Below are 18,784 nucleotides of genomic sequence, written 5' to 3' on the forward strand. Positions count from 1 at the left end.
GTGCGGCCCGGGCCGCCTGGTGGGTGGGGGTTGGCGCGTGGTTGGCGGCTCCGCCGCGCCGCCCACGGCGACCTTCCGGTCGCCGAGCGACCGGAACGTCACCGGCGGCGTGGAGGCCGCCGGTCCGCGGCCCGCTGTGCGAGCCTGCCGGGCGTGACGCTCGACGGCCTTCGCCACGCGATCGGCTTCCTGACCCGGATCCCGGTCCGGTTCGGCGACGACGAGCCGCCGCGGCTGGCCCAGGCGGTGCCGTGGTTCCCGCTGGTCGGGGCGCTGGTCGGGGCGATCGCGGCCGCGGTCCTGGCCGCCGCCGCGCAGCTCCCGGGGGCCGAGGCCAGCGGGGTCGCCGCCGCGCTCGGGCTGGCGGCGGGGATCGTCGCCACCGGCGGCCTGCACGAGGACGGCCTGGCCGACACGGCCGACGGACTCGGCGTCCACGGCGATCGCGAGCGGCGGCTGCTGGTCCTGCGCGACTCGCGGCTGGGGACCTTCGGCGCGCTGGCGCTGCTGCTCTGGGCGCTGGTGGCCTGGAGCGCCCTCCGTCCGCTGGCCACCGAGGACGCGGTGCGGGCGCTGGTGGCGGCCGGCGCCGCCTCGCGGTGGGCGATCCTGGTCCACGTCCGCGGCGGCCGCCCGGCGCGACCGGACGGGGCGATCCACGCGCTGCGGGTCGGTCCGCTCGGCGGCGCGCTGGCCTCGATCGTCACCGCCACGGCGACGCTGGTGCTGCTCGATCCGGTCGTCGGGGCGACCGCGCTGGCGGTGGCCGGGCTGCTCGGCCTGCTGACCGCCGCGGGCGCGACCCGGGCCTTCGGCGGCCTGACCGGCGACACCTGCGGCGCGACGGCGGCGCTGGCCCAAGCCGCGGTGCTGGTCGTCGCCCTCGCCTTCGCCGCCTGAGCCGGCGGCCCGGCCGGCCCCGACCCGCTCGCCTCAGCCGGCGACCGCGCGCGCCCCGGCCGCGATCAGCAGCAGCGCCCGGACGGTCTCCTCGACCTGCTCCTCGCCGGTCACCAGCCGCCGCAGCGCCAGGCCGTCGATCGTGCTCACGATCAACGGCGCGACCGCGCCGGGATCGGGCACGTCGAGCAGGATCAGCGCCTCGCGCGCCAGCCGCTCGTAGGCGGCGCGGCTCTCGGCCACGGCGTCGCGCAACTGGGGGTCGCGGGTGGCGTGCAGGTAGAGCTCGAACTGGGCCACGGTCACCGCCACGTCGGCGGCGCCGGCCATCGCCGCGCCGACCATCCCCGGGAGGTCGGCCAGGCCCAGCTCGCCGGTCCGCAGCCCGCGGCCGATCGCCTCCAGCCGCGCGACCTCCTCGCCGACGAACAGCCGCAGGCTCTCGCGCAGCAGCTCGTCGCGGTCGCGGAAGTGGTAGGTCAGCGTGCCCAGCGAGACCCCCGCCTCGCCGGCGACCTGGCGGTGGCTGACGGCGCCGATCCCCTCGCTGCCGATCAGCCGCAGCGCCGCCCGCAGGACCCGCTCGCGGGCCGGGACCTCGACCGCCGGCTCGCCGCTCACCCGGGCCACCGCTCGTGCCAGCGCTCGACGGTCTCGAGCTGGGCGGCGAGCGAGATCAGCCGCGACTCGCCGTTCTCGGGCCCGAGCAGGGTGGCCCCGATCGGCAGCCCGGCGCCAGTGAAGCCGGCCGGCACGTTGATCCCCGGCCAGCCGAGCACGTTCCACGGGTAGCTGTAGGGGCAGGCGCCGGCGACGACCTGGTCGGTCTGGAAGTTGGTCAGCCCGTCGATCGCCTCGACGGCCAGCGGCGCGTTGGCCGTGGTCGGGGCGAGCAGCACGTCGCAGTCGCGGAAGCTGCGGCCGACCCAGCGCTGGTAGGCGGCCTCGACCCGTCGCGCGAACCGCAGCGTCGGCCCGCTCAGCACCAGGCCGGTGCGGGCGTTCTCGCGCGTGCGGTGGTCGATCGCCGCCTCCCGCGGGAGCCGCTGCACCCACTGGCGGACGCCGTTCATCGAGCGCGGCATGAAGATCGGCCCGACCGGCCCGTAGGGAATCGTCCGCTCGACCACCTCGTGGCCGAGGTCGCGCAGCACCTGGCCCAGCCGCAGCACCTCGCGGCGGATCTCGGGATCGAGCCGGCGGTGGGTGGCGACCCAGGGCGCGTTCAGCGCCAGGCCGATCCGCAGCCGACCGGGGTCGCGGGTGGCGGCGATCGCGTAGGGCTCGTCGGGCGCCGGCGGCTGGTGCAGCTCGCCGGGGTGGTTGCCGGTCAGGACGTCGAGCAGCAGCGCCGCGTCGCCGACGGTGCGGGCGAGCGGCCCGTGGACGGTCAGGCCGTGGAACGCCTCGGCGTCGGGCCAGGTGGAGATCCGCCCGCGCTGGGGCTTGATCCCGACCAGGTGGGTCCAGGCGGCGGGGATCCGGACCGAGCCGGCGCCGTCGGAGCCGACCGCGGCCGCGACGATCCCGGCCGCGACCGCCGCCGCCGAGCCGCCCGACGAGCCGCCCGGCGTGTAGGCCGGGTTCCACGGGTTGCGGGTGATCCCGAAGCCATCGCCGACGGTGATCGGCCACTGGCCGATCTCGGGCGTCGTGGTCTTGCCGACGATCACCGCGCCGGCCGCCCGCAGCCGCACCACCAGCTCGGCGTCGGCGGTCGCGGCGGGGAACGGGCCGGCGCAGCCGAAGCGCGTCTCCTCGCCGGCGATGTCGGTGTCGTCCTTGACCGCGACCGGGACGCCGAGCAGCGGGGCCCGCTCGCCCGCGGCCAGCCGCCGGTCGGCCTCGTCGGCCGCGGCGCGGGCGCTGTCGGCGAGCACGGCGCGGAAGGCGTTGAGGGTCGGCTGCGTCTCGGCGATCCGGGCGAGGGCGGTGTCGACCAGCGCGCGCGAGCTGGTCTGGCCGGCGGCGAGGGCGGCGGCCTGCGCGGCGAGGCCGGCGGTCGCCGGCGCGGCGGTCGTGGTGGTGGTGCTCATCGGGCGGTCCGTGGTCGCGGGCGGGACGCGCCGCCACCCCGGCGACCGCGTCGTTCGTACGTACGAACGAACAGTAGCGGCTGTGCTGTCCAGGTCAAGCCGGAACCGGGACGCCGGCCCGCACGGCGACGCGCTACCCTCCCGGTTCCGCTCGTCGCGGTTCCCATGGAGGGGTGCCAGAGCGGTTGAATGGGGCGGTCTCGAAAACCGTTGTGCGGTCATGCCGTACCGAGGGTTCGAATCCCTCCCCCTCCGCCTAGCAGTCGCGAATCGCCCGCCCCGCCGGGCGATTCGCCGTTTCGGGGCCGCTCGCCGCTAGGGTCCCCGCCGGAGCGGGCCGCCCCCGGTCCCGAGCGAGGAGCAGGCGTGAGCGCAGCACGAGCGGAGCAGGCGACGGCCCCGGTCACCGGCACGGTGGTGCGGGTGGCGGTGGCGATCGGCGACCGCGTCCACGCGGGCCAGGAGTTGGTCGTGGTCGAGTCGATGAAGACCGAGTTCGAGCTGCTGGCGCCGGCCGATGGGGTCGTCGAGGCCGTGGCGGCGACGGTCGGCGTCGGGGTCGAGGCCGGCCAGCCGCTAGTGACCGTCCGCCACGCGGGCGAGCAGGCGGCGACTGCCGCCGCCGTCGCGACCGCCGCCGATCCGGACGCGATCCGCCCCGACCTGGCCGAGGTCCACCGCCGCCACGCCCTGACCCGCGACGAGGCCCGTCCCGACGCCGTCGCCAAGCGCCGCGCCCGCGGCCAGCGGACCGCGCGCGAGAACCTGGACGACCTCTGCGACCCCGGCACCCTGGTCGAGTACGGGCCGCTGGCGATCGCCGCCCAGCTGACCCGCCGGCCGCTGCAGGAGCTGATCGAGCGGACCCCGGCCGACGGCCTGGTCTGCGGGCTGGCCGAGGTCAACGGCGAGCTGGTCGGCCGCGAGCGCGCGCGGGCCGCGGTGCTGGCCTACGACGCGACCGTCCTCGCCGGCACCCAGGGTGCCGTCAACCACCGCAAGAAGGACCGGATCTTCGAGGTCGCGCTGCGCAAGCGGCTGCCGGTCGTGCTCTTCGCCGAGGGCGGCGGCGGGCGGCCCGGCGACGTCGACGTGCAGTCGGTCGCCGCGCTCGACGTGCCCGCCTTCGGCCTCTTCGCCCGCCTCAGCGGCAGCGTGCCGCTGGTCGGGATCGCCTCCGGCCGCTGCTTCGCCGGCAACGCCGCGCTGCTCGGCTGCTGCGACGTGGTGATCGCGACCGAGGACGCCACGATCGGGATGGGCGGACCGGCGATGATCGAGGGCGGCGGGCTCGGGGTCCACGCCGCCGACGACGTCGGGCCGATCGACGTCCAGACCGCGAACGGCGTGGTCGACGTGCGCGTGGCCGACGAGGCCGAGGCGACCGCCGTCGCCCGCCGCTACCTCTCCTTCTTCCAGGGGCCGGTCGCCGACTGGCGAGCCCCCGACCAGCGCGCGCTGCGGCACGCGATCCCCGAGCGCCGGACCCGCGCCTACGACCCCCACGTGGTGATCGAGGCGCTGGCCGACGAGGACGCGGTGCTGGAGCTGCGGCCCGCCTTCGGCCGCTCGCTGATCACCGCGCTGGTCCGGATCGAGGGCCGCCCCTACGGCCTGCTGGCCAGCGACCCGCGCCACCTGGGCGGGGCGGTCGACAGCGACGCCGCCGACAAGGCCGCCCGCTTCCTCGGCCTCTGCGACGCCCACGGGCTGCCGGTCGTCTCGCTCGTCGACACCCCCGGCTTCATGGTCGGTCCCGAGGCCGAGCGCAGCGGCAGCGTCCGCCACATGAGCCGGATCTTCGTGACCGGCGCCAACCTGACCGTGCCGCTGTGCGCGATCGTGCTCCGCAAGGCCTACGGCCTGGGGGCGATGGCGCTCTGCGGCGGCAGCACCCTGGCCCCGCTGGCGACCGTCGGCTGGCCGACCGCCGAGCTCGGCGCGATGGGCCTGGAGGGCGCGGTCAAGCTCGGCTTCCGCAAGGAGCTGGAGGCGATCGCCGACCCGGACGAGCGCCAGGCCCGCTTCGACGCGATGGTCGAGCTGGCCTACGAGCGCGGCAAGGGCGTCAGCGTCGCCTCGATGTTCGAGCTCGACGACGTGATCGACCCGCTCGACAGCCGCCGCTGGATCGCGGCGACGCTCGGCGACGTCGACGCCCGCCGCCCCGGCGATCCCCCGCCGCGGCCGAACGTCGACACGTGGTGATCAGTCGCGCCCGGCGGCGCGAGCCCAGGCCAGGAACGCCAGCTGGAACGGCAGCCGCAGCAGCAGCGAGCGGCGGCCGCCGGGGACGAACTCGTAGCGCTCGGGGTGGGTGGCCATGTGAACGTTGGCCGGGAAGACCCCGAGCAGGGTGGCGATCGAGAACCAGCTGCCGAAGCGGCGGGTCCGCGGGTGCAGCGTCGCCGCCCCGCCGACGATCTCGGCGACCCCGCTGGCGTAGACCAGCTCGCGGTGGGCGGGCAGGTAGTCGGGCATGATCGCCTCGTAGGTCTTGGGCGTCACGAAGTGCATGACGCCGGCGACGACGAAGAAGGGCCCGAACGCGCGACGGAGCGACATTGGCGAATCCTACCCGCGGTCGCTAGGCTCGCACCAGCGGCGGAGGGCGGTGTGCGAAAGGCCGTCCGGTCCGTCCGGCAACGCGCCCGCTGGGGGCGCGGCGACCTGGGGAGAGCGTGATGCGGATCCGTGGCCTGGTGGCCCTGCTGGCGGCGATCGCCGCCTTCGCCGTCGGAGCGAGCTCGGCGTCGGCGGTGCTGACGGCACCGGCCGGCCAGCCGCCGGGCAGCAACGACTTCGGCTGCCGGCCGAGCGCGGCCCATCCGCGGCCGGTGATCCTGACCCACGGGCTGAGCGCGTCGGGCCCGCTCAACTGGGCGACGCTGTCGCCGCGGCTGAAGGCGCGCGGCTACTGCGTCTTCGCCCCCACCTACGGCCTCAACCCGCTGATCGCCTTCCTCGGCGTCCCCGGCGGGATCCTGCCGATGGAGCAGAGCTCGCGCGAGTACGCGGCCTTCGTCGACCGCGTCCGGGCCGCGACCGGGGCCAGCAAGGTCGACATCGTCGGCCACTCCGAGGGCACCGTGATGCCCCGCTGGTACCTGGAGAAGCTGGGCGGCGCGGCGAAGGTCCAGAAGTTCGTGGCCCTGACCCCGCTCTGGCGCGGGACGACGCTGCTGGGCCTGGACCAGGTGCGCGACCTCGGCGCCCAGTTCGGCCTGGCCAAGCCGGTCCTCGACCTGCTCGGCGTGCTCTGCGGGTCGTGCTCGCAGTTCCTCCGCGGCTCCGACTACCTGAACGCGCTCAACGCCGATGGCGAGGCGGTGCCCGGGATCGAGCACACCAACATCGTCACCAAGTACGACGAGCTGGTCAGCCCCTACACCAGCGGGATCATGCGCGACGGCGGCACCAACGTCGTGCTCCAGGACGTCTGCCCCAACGACTTCTCGGAGCACGGGCTGGTGGCCTTCGACCCGGTCGTCGCGACGATGGTCGAGAACGCCCTCGACCCGGAGCACGCGCAGCCGGTGCGCTGCGGCTAGGCGCCGGCGACCTCGTCGGCCTCGAGCGTCCGCCCGCGGCCGACGAGCAGGCCCAGCAGCGCGGCGACGACGGCGAGGCCGACGCCGACGTACATCGCGCTGTGAAGGCCGTCGATGAACGAGGCGTAGGCGCCGCTGGTGACCGCGTCGGCGACCTGGTCCGGGGTCCGCCCGCCGCCACCGGCGGCCTGCGCGATCGCCGCCTGCAGCTCGGCCGGGGCCTTCCCCGGGTCGACCGGGGAGACGCCCTGGGCGACCAGCTCCTGGGCGCGAGCGGCGACCGCGGCGACCGGCCCGGGGGTGCCGGAGGCGGCCAGGTCGTCGGCCAGCGAGCTGCCGACCGAGGAGGCGATGATCGAGCCGAAGACCGCCGTCCCGAGCACGCCGCCGAGCTGCTGAGCGGTCGACTGGAGCCCGCCCGCGACCCCGCCGCGCTCGACCGGCACGTTGCCGACGATCGCCTGGGTGGTCGAGACGATCACCAGCCCGAAGGCGATCCCGATGATCAGGAAGTACGGCCACTGGCCGCCGTAGCCGGTGTCGACCTCGAGCCGGGCCAGGCCGACGAAGGCGATCGCCACCAGCAGCATCCCCAGCACCAGCGGCACCCGCGGCCCGTAGCGCTCGGTCAGGTAGCCGCCGAGCGGCGACGAGATCACGAAGACCGCGGTCAGCGGCAGCATCCGGACGCCGGTCTCGACCGGGCTGTAGCCGTTGGTGTTCTGCAGGTAGAGGCCGATGAAGAAGAGCACCCCGAAGAGCGCGAAGAAGCCGACGACGACCAGCACCGTGCCCGACCAGACCGAGCGGACGCGGAAGATGTCGAGCGGCAGCAGCGGGTCGGCGGCGCGGTGCTCGCGGAGCACGAACAGCCCCAGCACCACCAGCCCGGCGGCGGCGAAGCCGAGCACGTAGGCCGAGCCCCAGCCCTGGTCCTGGGCCTTGATCAGCGCCCAGACGACCAGGAACAGCCCGCCCGAGAGCAGCGCCACGCCGGGCAGGTCGAAGGCACCGGTGTGCTCGTCGTCGCGCGACTCGCGGACCCAGGCGATCGCCACCACGGTCGCCAGCAGGCCGAGCGGTAGGTTGAGCAGGAAGATCGACTCCCACGAGACGTGCTCGACCAGCAGGCCGCCGATGATCGGTCCGGAGGCGACCGCCAGCGCCGACGAGCCGCCCCAGATCCCGACCGCGCGGTTCAGCTCGGCCGGCGGGAAAGCGGCCCGGATCAGGGCCAGCGTGTTCGGCATCAGCAGCGCGCCGGCGACGCCCTGGAGGACGCGGAAGGCGATCAGCATCCCGATCGAGGAGGAGAGCGCGCAGCCGAGCGAGGTGATCGCGAAGCCGACGATCCCGATCACGAAGATCCGCTTGCGGCCGAAGCGGTCGCCGAGCTTGCCGCCCAGGATCAGCAGCACGGCGAGCGACAGCAGGTAGCCGTTGGTGACCCACTGGAGCCCGGCGAGGCTGGCGTCGAGGTCGGCGGCGATCGTCGGGTTGGCGACGCCGACGACGGTCCCGTCGAGCCCGACCATCATCACGCCGAGGGCGACGGCGACGAGGGTCAGCCACGGATTGCGCTGGGCCGCGGCGCGGCGGTCGGCGCGGGTCAGGGCGCCCTCGGGCGAGCGCGCGGCGGTCGGTTGGTCGGGCTGGCGAGCGGTCATCGGCGGCGGTTCGGGGAGGATGGGCGGCGTGGCCGGCGGAGCGTCCGCTCCGGTAGCGCCGCGAAACGGTACAACACTGACCCACTTCCTTCCCCGCCCCTGTGACCGACCCCACCGTTCCCGCCCGCGCCGACGCCCGCCGCAACCGCGACGCGGTGCTCGACGCCGCCGTCCGGGTGCTCGCCGAGCGGCCGGAGGCGAGCATGCGCGAGATCGCCGAGGCCTCGGGCCTCGGGCGGACCACGATCTACCGCCACTTCCGCCAGCGCGAGGAGCTGGTCTCGGCGCTGCTGCGGCGGGTCTTCCTCGAGGCCCAGGCGCTGGTCGACGAGACGGTGGCGGCGGCCCGCGCCGCGCGGGCGGCGGGCGACCCCGGCGCCCCCGACGCGGTCGCGACGATCGCCGCGCTGGCGGCCCGGATGCTCGGCCTCGGCGCCCGCTACCGGGTGCTGGAGCGGCACGGCGACAGCGAGGGCGAGCGGGCGCTGCGCGACGCCCAGGGCGACGAGCCGCTGCGCTCGTTCTTGGCCGAGGCCCAGGCCCGCGGCGAGGTCCGCGACGACCTGCCGGTCGACTGGCTGCTGCGGGCGATCGAGGCGCTGATCCGGACCGGGATCGCCGCCGAGGGCGAGCCCGGCGTCGGCGACCACCTGGCCGCCTCGATCCGGGCGCTGCTGACCCCGACCGCAGCCTAGGGCAGCGGCGGCGGGGTCGGCACCACCCGCCCCGGCGCGGCGCAGCGGCCGCCCCGCAGCCGGTAGACCGAGATCATCGGCCCCGGCCGCTCGTAGTCCAGCTCGTAGCTCGTCGCCTGGCGGTCGATCTGGTACTTGACCGGCGCCGAGAGCGGCCCGTACGGCCGCCGCTCGCCCTGCGGCCGGAAGGGGTTGATCTGCCAGACCAGCGTCCCCCGCCGCCGCAGCTCGCGGTAGTAGCGGACGGCGCTCGGCACCAGCTTCGGCGTCCGCGCCGCGCGGCCGGCCTGGTAGCTCGACGTCACGACCCAGCAGTAGCCGTAGCGCTCGAAGACGTCGAGCAGCTCGGGGTAGAGGATCTGGACCCAGGAGGAGAAGCCGGCCTTGGTCCGCGTCTGGCGCGGGTAGCGCTTGCGGTCGCGACGCTGGATCGCCGGCAGCGAGTGGTAGATCGACCAGCGGGTCAGGCTGTACCACTCGTGTCGACCGTCGATCGTCGGCATCCAGCGCAGCGGCGACATCGACTCCAGGACCACGCCGTCGCGGGCCGGCACGTTGCGCAGCATCCAGTCGCGGAGCACGGTGCGGGTGTCGGCGCGGCCGCTGATCGCGACCGCGTTGCCGCTGTGGACCAGCGACTGGGCGGCGAGCGCGAGCCCGAGCACCGCGGCCACCAGCGCCGTCGCCAGCCGCGGGCGGATCCGTGGACGGTCGCGGAGCAGCGCCGTCGCCACCCGCGCCGCCTCCTGGACCGCGAAGCCGGCGGTCAGGCACATCACCGGCACCACCGGCAGCAGCCAGCGGGCGAAGAAGCGGTCCTGGCCGCCCATCACCAGCAGGTAGAGGGCGACCATCGGCAGCAGCAGCGCGGCCACCCGCCAGCGCCGCCGGACCAGCAGCGCGGCGCCGACCACGGCCGCGACCAGCGGCAGCCAGCCGACGCCCCAGGTCGCCGACCAGGCGTAGAAGGCGAAGCCGTTGGTCATCGGCTCGCCGACGTAGCGGCCGCCCGACGCCCACCGCTGCTGGTACTCGATCGCCCGCCACATCTCGTGCGGGTCGAGCAGCACGTAGGGGTCGGCGACGACGAACGCCGCCAGCGCCACCGCGCCCATCAGGACCGTCGAGCGCAGGACCGGGCCGCGGCCGTCGGCCGAGAGCCGCAGCGCCGCCGCCGCCAGCCCGACCAGCACGACGATCCCGGCGTTGTACTTGAAGCCCGCCGCCAGGCCGACGGCGAGCCCGACCGTCAGGTAGCCGCGGCGGCCGCCGTCGCGCAGGATCCAGGCCGCGCCGAGGATCCCGAGCGCCAGGAAGAGCACCGTCGGCCCGTCGCTGAGGGCCAGCCGCGAGTAGGCGACCGGCAGGAACGCGACCGCCAGCAGGCCGGCCGCGACCATCGCCGCCACCCGCCCCAGCAGCTGCCGCCCCGCCAGGTAGAGGACAGGGATCGCGGCGGTGCTGAGGGTGACCGCCATCAGCCGCCCGAGCAGGTAGGCCTGGGTCGGGTGCTGGGCCAGGCCCTCGGCCGGCGACAGCCCCTGGGGCCGGAACCAGGCCTGGTCGAGCAGCGCCAGCAGGCCCATCATCCCGGGCGGGTTGACCAGCTCGCGGAAGCCGAGCCGGGTGTCGAAGTAGCTGGCCGCGTCGGGGACGAAGCGGGCGCTCTCGTCGATGTTGTAGACGAACGGCAGGTTCTGGTCGAGGTTCCAGACCCGCAGCAGCAGGCCGACCGCGACGATCGCCGCGACCAGCCCGACCTCCCAGCGGAGGACCCCCTCGCGCGGGAGCCGCATTCAGCCGGTCACCCGCATCGCCGCCGCCAGCTGCGGGCCGAGCGGGTGGGCCGCCTCGCCGAGCCGGACGGTCAGCGGGCCGCCGAACGGCTGGCGGTCGGTCAGGGTCAGCGTCACGCCGGGAGTGATCCCGCGCTCGGCCAGGTGGCGGAGCATCGAGGGATCGGCGTCGGAGACCCGCACGAACCGGACCCGGTCGCCGACCTCGACGTCGATCAGGCTGCGGGTCGGCTGCTCGGCGATCTCCAGCTCGCGGTCGGGGATCGGGTCGCCGTGGGGGTCGAACGCCGGATGGCCGAGCTTGGCCGCGATCCGCTCGGCGAGGTCGTCGCTGATCGCGTGCTCCAGCCGCTCGGCCTCGTCGTGGACGCGGTCCCAGGGGACGTCGAGCACCTCGACCAGGAACAGCTCCAGCAGCCGGTGGTTGCGGAGCGTCCGCAGGGCCACGCGGCGGCCCTCGTCGGTCAGCTGGACGCCGCGGTAGGGCTCGTGGTCGAGCAGGCCCAGGTCGGCCAGCCGCCGCAGCATCGCCGAGACCGATCCGGGGGTGATCCCCAGCCGCTCGGCGAGGGCGGTGGTCGGCACCGGGCCCTCGAGCCGGGCCTCGAGCGCGAAGACCGCCTTCAGGTAGTCCTCGACGGCCGTCGAGGCGGGCGTCGCGGGGGACGTCGAAGGGGACGCCGCGGGAGGGTCGGCAGGCGAGCGGGCATCCGGCTCCACAACGGGGAGCCTAATCGCCCGTCGGCGGCCCCGCCGCGTCCCGCGCGGGCGGTGGACCACCCGACCGGTCCACCGCCGCCGAAGCGGACCTGGCGGTGGACCGATGGACCCGCGATCCTGTACCGGACCGTGGAGCACCGCTCGTTCATCCCCGTGACCCGCCTGCTGGCGATGCTGGGCGACTGGCTGCCGGCCGCGACGGCCGACGCCGGCGGCCCCAAGTACGTCGCGCTGGCCGACGCGATCGGCGCCCGGATCCACGACGGCGAGGCCGCCGGCGGGCTGCGGCTGCCGTCCGAGCGCGAGCTGGCCGGCCGGCTCGGCGTCAGCCGCGGGACGGTCGTCTCCGCCTACGCGCTGCTCGAGGAGCGGCAGCTCGTCGAGCGCCGCCGCGGCAGCGGCACCTGGGTCCGCCCGGTCGTCGCCCCGGTCACCGCCGCCGACCGCCGCCACGGCCTCTGGTCGCTCTACCGCGGGCCGGCCAGCGGCCCCGACGCCCAGGAGCCGATCGACCTGGCGATCGGCGCCCCGCGCGACATCCCCGAGGTGCTGATCGAGGGGATCGGCTGGGCCGGCAGCCAGCTGCGGGGGATGCGCGACCACGGCTACCACGCGGGCGGGGTGATGGTGGCCCGGCGCGCGATCGCCGACCGCTACACCCGCGCCGGCGTCCCGACCGAGCCGGAGCAGATCGTCGTCACCTCGGGCGCCCAGTCGGCGGTCTCGCTGGTCGGGCGGCTGTTCCTGGGCCAGCACGCCCCGGTCGCGATCGAGACGCCCGCCTACCCGGGCGCGATCGAGGCCTTCCAGCGCGCCGGCGGCACCCTCGTCCCGGTCGCGCGCGACATCGACGGCCCGCGGCCCGAGGCGCTGGCCGCGGCCCTCGCCGCCCGCCCGACGCCGCTGATCTACGTCGTCCCCGACGTCCACAACCCGACCGGCGACGTGATCTCGCTGACCCGTCGCCGGCGGCTGGTGGCGATCGCCGAGGAGCACGACGCGCTGCTGGTCGAGGACGCGACGCTGACCCAGCTCTCCTACGCCCCGCCGCCGCCGTCGCTGCTGGAGCTGGCCCCGCCCGGGCGGGTGCTCCAGGTCGGGTCGATGAGCAAGGAGCTGTGGGGCGGCCTGCGGGTCGGCTGGATCCGGGTCCACGACCCGCACCTCGCCGACCGGATCGCGCGGCTGCAGGCGGCCGACTCGTTCGGGACCGACGTCGTCACCCAGCTGGCGGTCGCCTGGGCGATCCCGCGCGCGGCCGAGGTGGTCGCGGAGCGGCGGGTCGCGCTCGGCCAGCGGATGACGCTGCTGCGGGCGCTGCTCGCCGAGCACCTGCCGAGCTGGACCGTCCACCCGCCGCGCGGCGGCGGCTCGCTCTGGGCGCGGCTGCCGGAGGAGGCGGCCGAGACGCTGATGGCGCTCGCCCGCCGGCGCGGCGTCAGCGTCGTGCCGGGCACCGCCTGCGCGGTCGGCGACGAGTTCGGCGACCACCTGCGGCTGGCCGCCTGGGCCGGCGAGGACGAGCTGCGGATCGGCGTCGAGCGGCTGGCCGCCGCCTGGGCCGACGTCGTCGGCTCGCCGCCCGCCGGCGCCCCCAGCGCGGCCCGGCTGCGGACCTGGGACGCGCCCGACGTCGTCTCGCCCTGACGCTCGGCCGCCCGTCCGCTCCGCGCCGCCGGCGCCCGCCGATCAACTAGCGTGCTCGGCGATGACCGAGCGAGACGACCTGTCCCCGGATCCCGACCTGCTCGCCCGCCTGGCCGCGCTCGCGGTGCGGGTCGGGGCCAACGTCCAGCCCGGGCAGGTGCTGGCGGTCAACGGCCAGGTCGGCGGCCACGAGCCGCTGGTGCGGGCGATCGCCGCCGAGGGCTACCGGGCCGGCGCCCGCTACGTCGACGTCAACTGGTTCGACCCGCTGGTCAAGCGGGCGCGGCTGGAGGGCTCGGCCGAGGACGACCTCGACTTCGTGCCGCCGTGGCTGGGCGCGCGGGTCGAGGCGCTGGGCGCGGCGCGGGCGGCGAACATCTCGCTCGTCGGCCAGGTCCGGCCGGGGGTCTTCGCCGACATCTCCCCCGCCCGGATCGGCCGCGACCAGCTGCCGGCGCTGCGCCAGACCGCCGAGGTGATCAACCGCCGCGAGCTGAACTGGACCGTGATCCCGGCGCCGAACGCGGGCTGGGCCCAGCAGGTCCACCCGGGGCTCGACCCGGCCGCGGCGCTGCGGCGGCTGGAGCGCGACATCCGCACCGTCTGCCGGCTCGACGACGACGACCCGGTCGCCGCCTGGCAGGCCCGCGCGAGCGAGCTGCAGGCCAACGCCGCGCGGCTCAACGAGCACCGCTTCCGGGCGATCCGGCTGGTCGGGCCGGGCACCGACCTGACCGTCGGGCTGCTGCCCTCGTCGCGCTTCATCGCGGCCGGGATGGACACCGCCGGCGGGATCACCCACCAGGCGAACGTCCCGACCGAGGAGGTCTTCACCACCCCCGATCCGGCGCGGGTCGACGGGGTCGTGCGGGCGACCAAGCCGCTGACCCTCGGCGGCACGACGGTCGACGGGATCGAGGTCGAGTTCGCGGGCGGCGAGGTGGTCCGGATCGACGCGACCACCGGCGCCGACGTGCTGCGCGGGTGGATCGAGCGCGACGCCGGCGCCCGCCGCCTGGGCGAGCTGGCGCTGGTCGACGGCGACGGCCGCGTCGGCCGCACCGGCACGGTCTTCCACGAGACGCTGCTGGACGAGAACGCCGCCAGCCACCTGGCGCTCGGCTCGGCCTACCTGATGTGCCTGGCCGACGAGGCCGACCACCAGCACGCCAACCGCTCGGCGATCCACGTCGACTTCATGGTCGGCTCGCCGGAGGTGACCGCGATCGGCGTCGCCGCCGACGGCCACGAGACGCCGGTGCTGGTCGAGGGCGCCTGGCGCGCCTGAGCGGGCCCTATCCTGACGCCATGGGCGAGCAGGACGGCGACGCGATCGGCTTCAAGGTGCTGCGGCGGGGAACGGTCGTCCGCTCCGCCGACGGCATCGAGCTGGGCACGGTCCGGCGGGTCGAGGAGATCGTCCGCGAGCACCTCTTCGACGGGATCGTGATCGACACCGCCGACGGCAAGCGGTTCCTCGACGCGCCCGAGGTGGCGCGGATCCAGGAGCGGGCGGTGACCACCACCTTCCCCGCCGCCGAGGCCGAGCAGCACCTCCAGCCGGTCGGCTCGCGGCTGGCGGCGATCGCCCAGAACACGACCACCGCGCGGCGGCTGAAGCGGCTCTCGAACCGGACGATCGACCGCGCCCGCGACGCCTGGGACCGCCGCTAGGCGGCGGTCGGCGCGGGGCCGAGCATCGCCTCGAGCCCGCGCTGGAAGGCGCCGATCGCTCGTTGCAGGGCCGGCGTGTCGCCCCGCTCCAGGAACTCCAGCAGCAGCCCGCGGACGCCGGCGACGACCAGCACCGAGAAGGTCTCCTCGTCGATCAGCAGCCGCTCGCCGATCCCCGGGACGCGGTCGAGCCAGGCCGGCACCAGGGCCTTGAAGTCGTCGATCACCGCGGTCGCGGCCGGCCGCAGCCGCTCATCGAGGGCGGCCTCGGAGACGACCCCGAAGTAGGCGGCGATCAGCACCCGGTCGGAGGTGAAGCCGTCCCAGATCCCGGCCACGCCGGCCTGAAGCGCGGCGACCGGGTCGTCCTGCTGGGCGATCGCCTCGCGGACCTGGGCCACCAGCCGCTCGCCGATCCGCCGCACCATCAGGTCGATCAGGTGGGTGCGGGTGGCGAAGTAGTAGAGGACCATCCGCTTGGTGACGCCGGCCTCCTTCGCGACCCGGCCGACCGAGGTCGCCGCGTAGCCGTGGTGGGCGACCGAGCGGAGGGCGGCGTCGAGGATCGCGTCGGCCTGCCGCAGGCCCTTGCGGGTCGGCGGCTCCTTGCGGGCGGCGAGCGCGGTCTCGGGCGGGCGGTCGCTCACGTCCCCCAGCCTAGAGGGGGCGGTGGCCGGGGCGATTTCGTACCGCTCGGTACGGATGATGCTACGGTCCCGTAGGAAGGAACGGACCGAGTGGTTCGTTCTGGAGTCCCAAGGAGCCGACGATGCCCCCGATCGCGACCGCCCCGACCACCCCCGGCGCCCCCGCCGTCCCGCCGCTGGATCCGGCCACCGCACCGCTGCCGCCCGGCCCCCGCGGGCGGGCGATCGGCCGCTGGCTGCTGCGGCTGCAGGAGCAGGAGGGGCCGCTGGAGTTCCTCGACCTGATGGCCCAGCGCTACGGCGACGTGGCGATGCTCCACACCCCGCGCCAGAAGGTCGCCGTCGTCCGCGGGCCCGAGGCGGTCCGCCACGTGCTGGTCGCCAACCAGGACGTCTACGGCAAGTCGAACCAGTACGAGCTGCTGGAGCCGGTGCTCGGCAAGGGGCTGGTGACCAGCGGCGGCGAGCTGTGGCAGCGGCAGCGCAAGCTCGTCCAGCCGATGTTCGCCAAGCGCCACCTGGTGCCGTTCGCGGATCACATGGCCGCCGCCGCCGGCAGCGCGCTCGACGAGTGGGAGCGCGACCTGCCCGACGGGGCCGGGGTCGAGGTCGCGTCGCAGATCCTCCACATCGGGCTCGACACCGTCGGCCGGGCGCTGGTCGGGACCGACTTCACCGGCCACGCCGAGCGCTTCGGCGAGGCGCTCGGCAACGCCCTCCACCAGGCCGGCGCCGTCGGCCGCTCGGCGACGGTCGCGATCGGCCAGTACGCGCCCGGGGTCGGGATCCAGCGCGCCGCCCGCTTCGGCCATCCGCGCCGCTGGGCCAGCGGGATGGGCTCGGCCGAGATCCTGCTGGGGACGGTCGACGCGCTGATCGACGAGCGGCTGGCCCACGGCCACGGCGACCGCGACGACCTGCTGCGGCTGCTGATGGAGGCGCGCGACGAGCAGACCGGCGCCCCGATGAGCCGCGAGCAGGTCCGCGACGAGCTGATGACCTTCGTCGCCGCCGGCCACGAGACGACCGCCCACGGGCTGGCCTGGATGACCTACCTGCTGTCGCAGCACCCCGAGGCCCGCGAGCGGCTGGAGGCCGAGGTCGACGAGGTGCTCGGCGGCGACGTCCCGACCGCCGAGGACGCCGACCAGCGGCTGCCGTGGACGACCGCCTGCTTCCAGGAGGCGATGCGGATCTTCCCGCCGGTCTGGCACGTCCAGCGGGTGGCGGCCGAGGACGACCTGCTGGGCGGCTACCGGATCCCGGCCGGGACGCTGGTGCTGGTCTCGATCTGGTCGACCCACCGCGACCCGAAGGTCTGGCCGAACCCGGCCGGCTTCGACCCGCGGCGGTGGCTGGGCGACGCGCCCAAGCAGCGCTCGCGGTTCGCCTACCTGCCGTTCGGCGGCGGCCGCCGGATCTGCGTCGGCCAGGGCTTCGCGATGATGAACGCCACGATCCTGGCCGCGATGATCGCCCAGCGCTTCCGCTTCGACTTCGTGCCGGGCTCGCCGATCGTGCTCGATCCGACGGTCACGATCCGGCCGCTGCACGGGATCCCGATGACGATCCACCGGCGCCGCTGAGCGGGCCCGCGGTCGGCCCCGGCCGCCGCCCCGGCGCCCGCCCCGCTACCCTCGACAGTCCCCGGAGAGGTGCCGGAGCGGTTGAACGGGCACGACTGGAAATCGTGTAACGGGGAAACTCGTTCGGGGGTTCGAATCCCCCTCTCTCCGCCTGATGAGCGCATATCGAGCCCCGGTCCTGTGTGCAGGGACCGGGGCTCGATACGTTTCCCGTCGGGGGTTTCCGCGTGACGCACGACGAGCAGCCGGCCGCCGGCCCGACGCCCGAGCCCGCCCGGCTCGACGGCTCGCGGCTGCTGGCCGAGCTGGCCGACGAGCGGCGGCGCGAGCGGACGCGGCTGGCCGACGCGCTCCACGACGACGCGCTGCCGCGGCTGTTCGTGCTCGGCCAGGACCTGGCCGAGGTCCGCGAGACGATCGACCAGGACGAGGTCGCCCAGCTGCGCGAGCAGGTCGGCGGGGTGCTCGCGGCGCTGCGCTCGCTGACCCGGTCGCTGCAGGAGGACGCGCTCGCCACGCTGCCGCTCGACCATGCGATCGAGCGGATCGTCGAGGACGTCGCCCGCCGCGGCCGCTTCGCCCACGCCGTCACGGTCGACCCCGCGGCCAGCGGCGTCCACGACGCCCAGATCCGCGACATCGTCCGCGAGCTGACCGGCAACGCCGCCCGCCACGCCGCCCCCAGCCGGGTCGAGGTGACCGTCGATGTCGAGGACGACGGGATCCGGGTCGTGGTCGCCGACGACGGCCGCGGCCTGACCGACGGCGCGGTAGCGGCGGCCCGCGATGCCGGCCACCTGGGCCTCTCGCGGCTCGATCGCGCCGCGACCGCCTTCGGCGGCCGGCTGCGGCTGGAACCCGCCGGCCCCGGCCTGCGGGCGACCGTCTGGCTGCCGCGGACCGCGCTCGCCGCCCAGCGGCGGCAGGAGGAGGAGCTGGGCGAGGAGCGGCGGTGGGCGGCGGCGCTCGTCTCGGCCCTCCGCGACGCCCTCTTCGTGGTCCGCGACGGCCGCGTGGTGCAGGTCAACGACGCGCTGGTCCAGCTGACCGGCTACCCCCGCGACCGGCTCGTCGGCCAGCCCCCGGCGCGGCTGCCGTTCTGGCTCGACGACGGCGAGCTGGTGGCCCGCGAGATCGTGCGCGAGCGGCCGCTGCCCGATCCCGGCGTCCAGACGACCACGCCGCTGCTGCGCCTCGACGGCACCCGCGTCACCGCCCAGTGCGTCGCGCAGGCTGTCCAGTACGGCGTCGGCGGGCTGACCGGCACGCTGGTGGTGGTCCGCGACCTCGACGAGCTGCGGCAGGCCACCGAGCGGGCGCGGGCCGAGGAGGACCGGCGGACGGCGATCGATCTGACCCGCCGGCTGTCGCGCCTGCACCACGCCGTCGCCGGCGGCCGCGACGCCGTCCTCGACGAGCTGGCGCTGGTGCTGCGCGACGTGCTCGGCTGGCACAACGCACTGCTGAACCTGCGCGAGCCCGACCGCCTGCGCGTGGTCTGGGCCAGCAACGAGCCGCTCGCCCGCAAGGCGGTCGGCACCACCTACCCGCTCGACGGGCTCGACTACTACCTGCAGCCGCGGTTCGAGCGCGCCGGTGCCTTCCACGTCCCCGAGGAGCTGGCCCCGGACCGCACGACCGAGATCTCGTGGGCTCCGGCGTTCGAGCCGCTGCCGGACGACAGCGATGCCGAGCAGCCCGGCGACGTGATCCTGGTGCGGCTGCGGCGCGCCGACGGCGAGCTGCTGGGCCTGCTCTCGGTCGACCAGGCGACCTCGGGCCGGCGTCCCGACGACACCCAGCTCGGGTTCCTCGTCGCCGTCGCCGACCACGCCGCGCTGGCGCTCGAGCAGGCCGGCGTCTGA

General features: G+C 75.7%; 16 protein-coding genes and 2 tRNA genes. 11 read left to right on the top strand and 7 right to left on the bottom strand.

Annotated features, from left to right (window positions below):
• Window positions 1–153 precede the first annotated feature (153 nt).
• Window positions 154–900: an adenosylcobinamide-GDP ribazoletransferase gene (cobS, locus tag SH587_RS14220; RefSeq protein ID WP_320671292.1), complete on the top strand. Its 747-nt coding sequence runs from the start codon at window positions 154–156 to the stop codon at window positions 898–900.
• A gap of 33 nt (window positions 901–933) precedes the next feature.
• On the opposite strand, the gene SH587_RS14225 is transcribed toward cobS, so the two are convergent.
• Together SH587_RS14225 and SH587_RS14230 are read right to left on the bottom strand one after the other, a co-directional pair.
• The gene (locus SH587_RS14225; protein WP_320671293.1) at window positions 934–1,521 is read right to left on the bottom strand and encodes a TetR/AcrR family transcriptional regulator; all 588 of its coding nucleotides are present in this window, start codon (window positions 1,519–1,521) and stop codon (window positions 934–936) included.
• Window positions 1,518–2,936, bottom strand: coding sequence for an amidase (locus tag SH587_RS14230; RefSeq protein ID WP_320671294.1), 1,419 nt, complete (start codon window positions 2,934–2,936; stop codon window positions 1,518–1,520). Before SH587_RS14230 ends, SH587_RS14225 begins: the two co-directional genes overlap by 4 nt.
• 167 nt (window positions 2,937–3,103) lie before the next feature.
• On the opposite strand from SH587_RS14230, the gene SH587_RS14235 reads away from it, so the two are divergent.
• Both SH587_RS14235 and SH587_RS14240 read left to right on the top strand, forming a co-directional pair.
• Window positions 3,104–3,191: transfer RNA gene (locus tag SH587_RS14235), tRNA-Ser, on the top strand.
• Between the two features lie 111 nt (window positions 3,192–3,302).
• Window positions 3,303–5,144 carry a carboxyl transferase domain-containing protein gene (locus SH587_RS14240; protein WP_320671295.1) on the top strand — a complete coding sequence of 614 codons (1,842 nt, stop codon included), beginning with the start codon at window positions 3,303–3,305 and terminating at the stop codon, window positions 5,142–5,144.
• On the opposite strand, the gene SH587_RS14245 is transcribed toward SH587_RS14240, so the two are convergent.
• On the bottom strand, window positions 5,145–5,501 hold the full coding sequence (locus SH587_RS14245) for a DoxX family protein (protein ID WP_320671296.1): 357 nt from the start codon (window positions 5,499–5,501) through the stop codon (window positions 5,145–5,147). It lies immediately after the preceding gene.
• 119 nt (window positions 5,502–5,620) lie between these two features.
• Between SH587_RS14245 and SH587_RS14250 the strand changes: the two genes are divergently transcribed.
• Window positions 5,621–6,487, top strand: coding sequence for an esterase/lipase family protein (locus SH587_RS14250; protein ID WP_320671297.1), 867 nt, complete (start codon window positions 5,621–5,623; stop codon window positions 6,485–6,487).
• Here the strand turns inward: SH587_RS14250 and SH587_RS14255 are convergent.
• Window positions 6,484–8,154 (bottom strand): MFS transporter, encoded by a 1,671-nt coding sequence (locus tag SH587_RS14255; RefSeq protein WP_320671298.1) that lies wholly within the window; start codon window positions 8,152–8,154, stop codon window positions 6,484–6,486. The genes SH587_RS14250 and SH587_RS14255 overlap by 4 nt on opposite strands.
• Before the next feature lie 101 nt (window positions 8,155–8,255).
• Between SH587_RS14255 and SH587_RS14260 the strand changes: the two genes are divergently transcribed.
• The gene (locus SH587_RS14260; protein WP_320671299.1) at window positions 8,256–8,849 is read left to right on the top strand and encodes a TetR/AcrR family transcriptional regulator; all 594 of its coding nucleotides are present in this window, start codon (window positions 8,256–8,258) and stop codon (window positions 8,847–8,849) included.
• Here the strand turns inward: SH587_RS14260 and SH587_RS14265 are convergent.
• Together SH587_RS14265 and SH587_RS14270 are read right to left on the bottom strand one after the other, a co-directional pair.
• Window positions 8,846–10,645, bottom strand: coding sequence for a glycosyltransferase family 39 protein (locus SH587_RS14265; protein ID WP_320671300.1), 1,800 nt, complete (start codon window positions 10,643–10,645; stop codon window positions 8,846–8,848). The two genes, SH587_RS14260 and SH587_RS14265, sit on opposite strands and share 4 nt — an antisense overlap.
• A complete protein-coding gene (locus tag SH587_RS14270) occupies window positions 10,646–11,365 on the bottom strand; it encodes a metal-dependent transcriptional regulator (protein WP_320671301.1) in 720 nt (239 codons plus the stop codon). It abuts the gene before it with no gap.
• A gap of 129 nt (window positions 11,366–11,494) precedes the next feature.
• On the opposite strand from SH587_RS14270, the gene SH587_RS14275 reads away from it, so the two are divergent.
• From SH587_RS14275 to SH587_RS14285, 3 genes are all read left to right on the top strand, one after another.
• The gene (locus tag SH587_RS14275) at window positions 11,495–13,012 is read left to right on the top strand and encodes an aminotransferase-like domain-containing protein (RefSeq protein WP_320671302.1); all 1,518 of its coding nucleotides are present in this window, start codon (window positions 11,495–11,497) and stop codon (window positions 13,010–13,012) included.
• 61 nt (window positions 13,013–13,073) lie between these two features.
• Window positions 13,074–14,300, top strand: a complete 1,227-nt coding sequence (locus SH587_RS14280) for an aminopeptidase (protein ID WP_320671303.1) — start codon at window positions 13,074–13,076, stop codon at window positions 14,298–14,300.
• 20 nt (window positions 14,301–14,320) lie between these two features.
• Window positions 14,321–14,686: a hypothetical protein gene (locus SH587_RS14285; protein ID WP_320671304.1), complete on the top strand. Its 366-nt coding sequence runs from the start codon at window positions 14,321–14,323 to the stop codon at window positions 14,684–14,686.
• On the opposite strand, the gene SH587_RS14290 is transcribed toward SH587_RS14285, so the two are convergent.
• Window positions 14,683–15,333 (bottom strand): TetR/AcrR family transcriptional regulator, encoded by a 651-nt coding sequence (locus SH587_RS14290; RefSeq protein WP_320671305.1) that lies wholly within the window; start codon window positions 15,331–15,333, stop codon window positions 14,683–14,685. The two genes, SH587_RS14285 and SH587_RS14290, sit on opposite strands and share 4 nt — an antisense overlap.
• A 122-nt stretch (window positions 15,334–15,455) precedes the next feature.
• Between SH587_RS14290 and SH587_RS14295 the strand changes: the two genes are divergently transcribed.
• The 3 genes from SH587_RS14295 to SH587_RS14305 all read left to right on the top strand — a co-directional run bounded on the left by SH587_RS14295 (window position 15,456) and on the right by SH587_RS14305 (window position 18,784).
• A complete protein-coding gene (locus SH587_RS14295; protein ID WP_320671306.1) occupies window positions 15,456–16,919 on the top strand; it encodes a cytochrome P450 in 1,464 nt (487 codons plus the stop codon).
• Between the two features lie 63 nt (window positions 16,920–16,982).
• Window positions 16,983–17,069, top strand: a tRNA-Ser gene (locus SH587_RS14300).
• A gap of 77 nt (window positions 17,070–17,146) precedes the next feature.
• Window positions 17,147–18,784 (top strand): PAS domain S-box protein, encoded by a 1,638-nt coding sequence (locus SH587_RS14305; protein ID WP_320671307.1) that lies wholly within the window; start codon window positions 17,147–17,149, stop codon window positions 18,782–18,784.

The sequence above is a fragment of the Patulibacter defluvii genome (assembly GCF_034096925.1).
Classification (GTDB): domain Bacteria; phylum Actinomycetota; class Thermoleophilia; order Solirubrobacterales; family Solirubrobacteraceae; genus Patulibacter; species Patulibacter defluvii.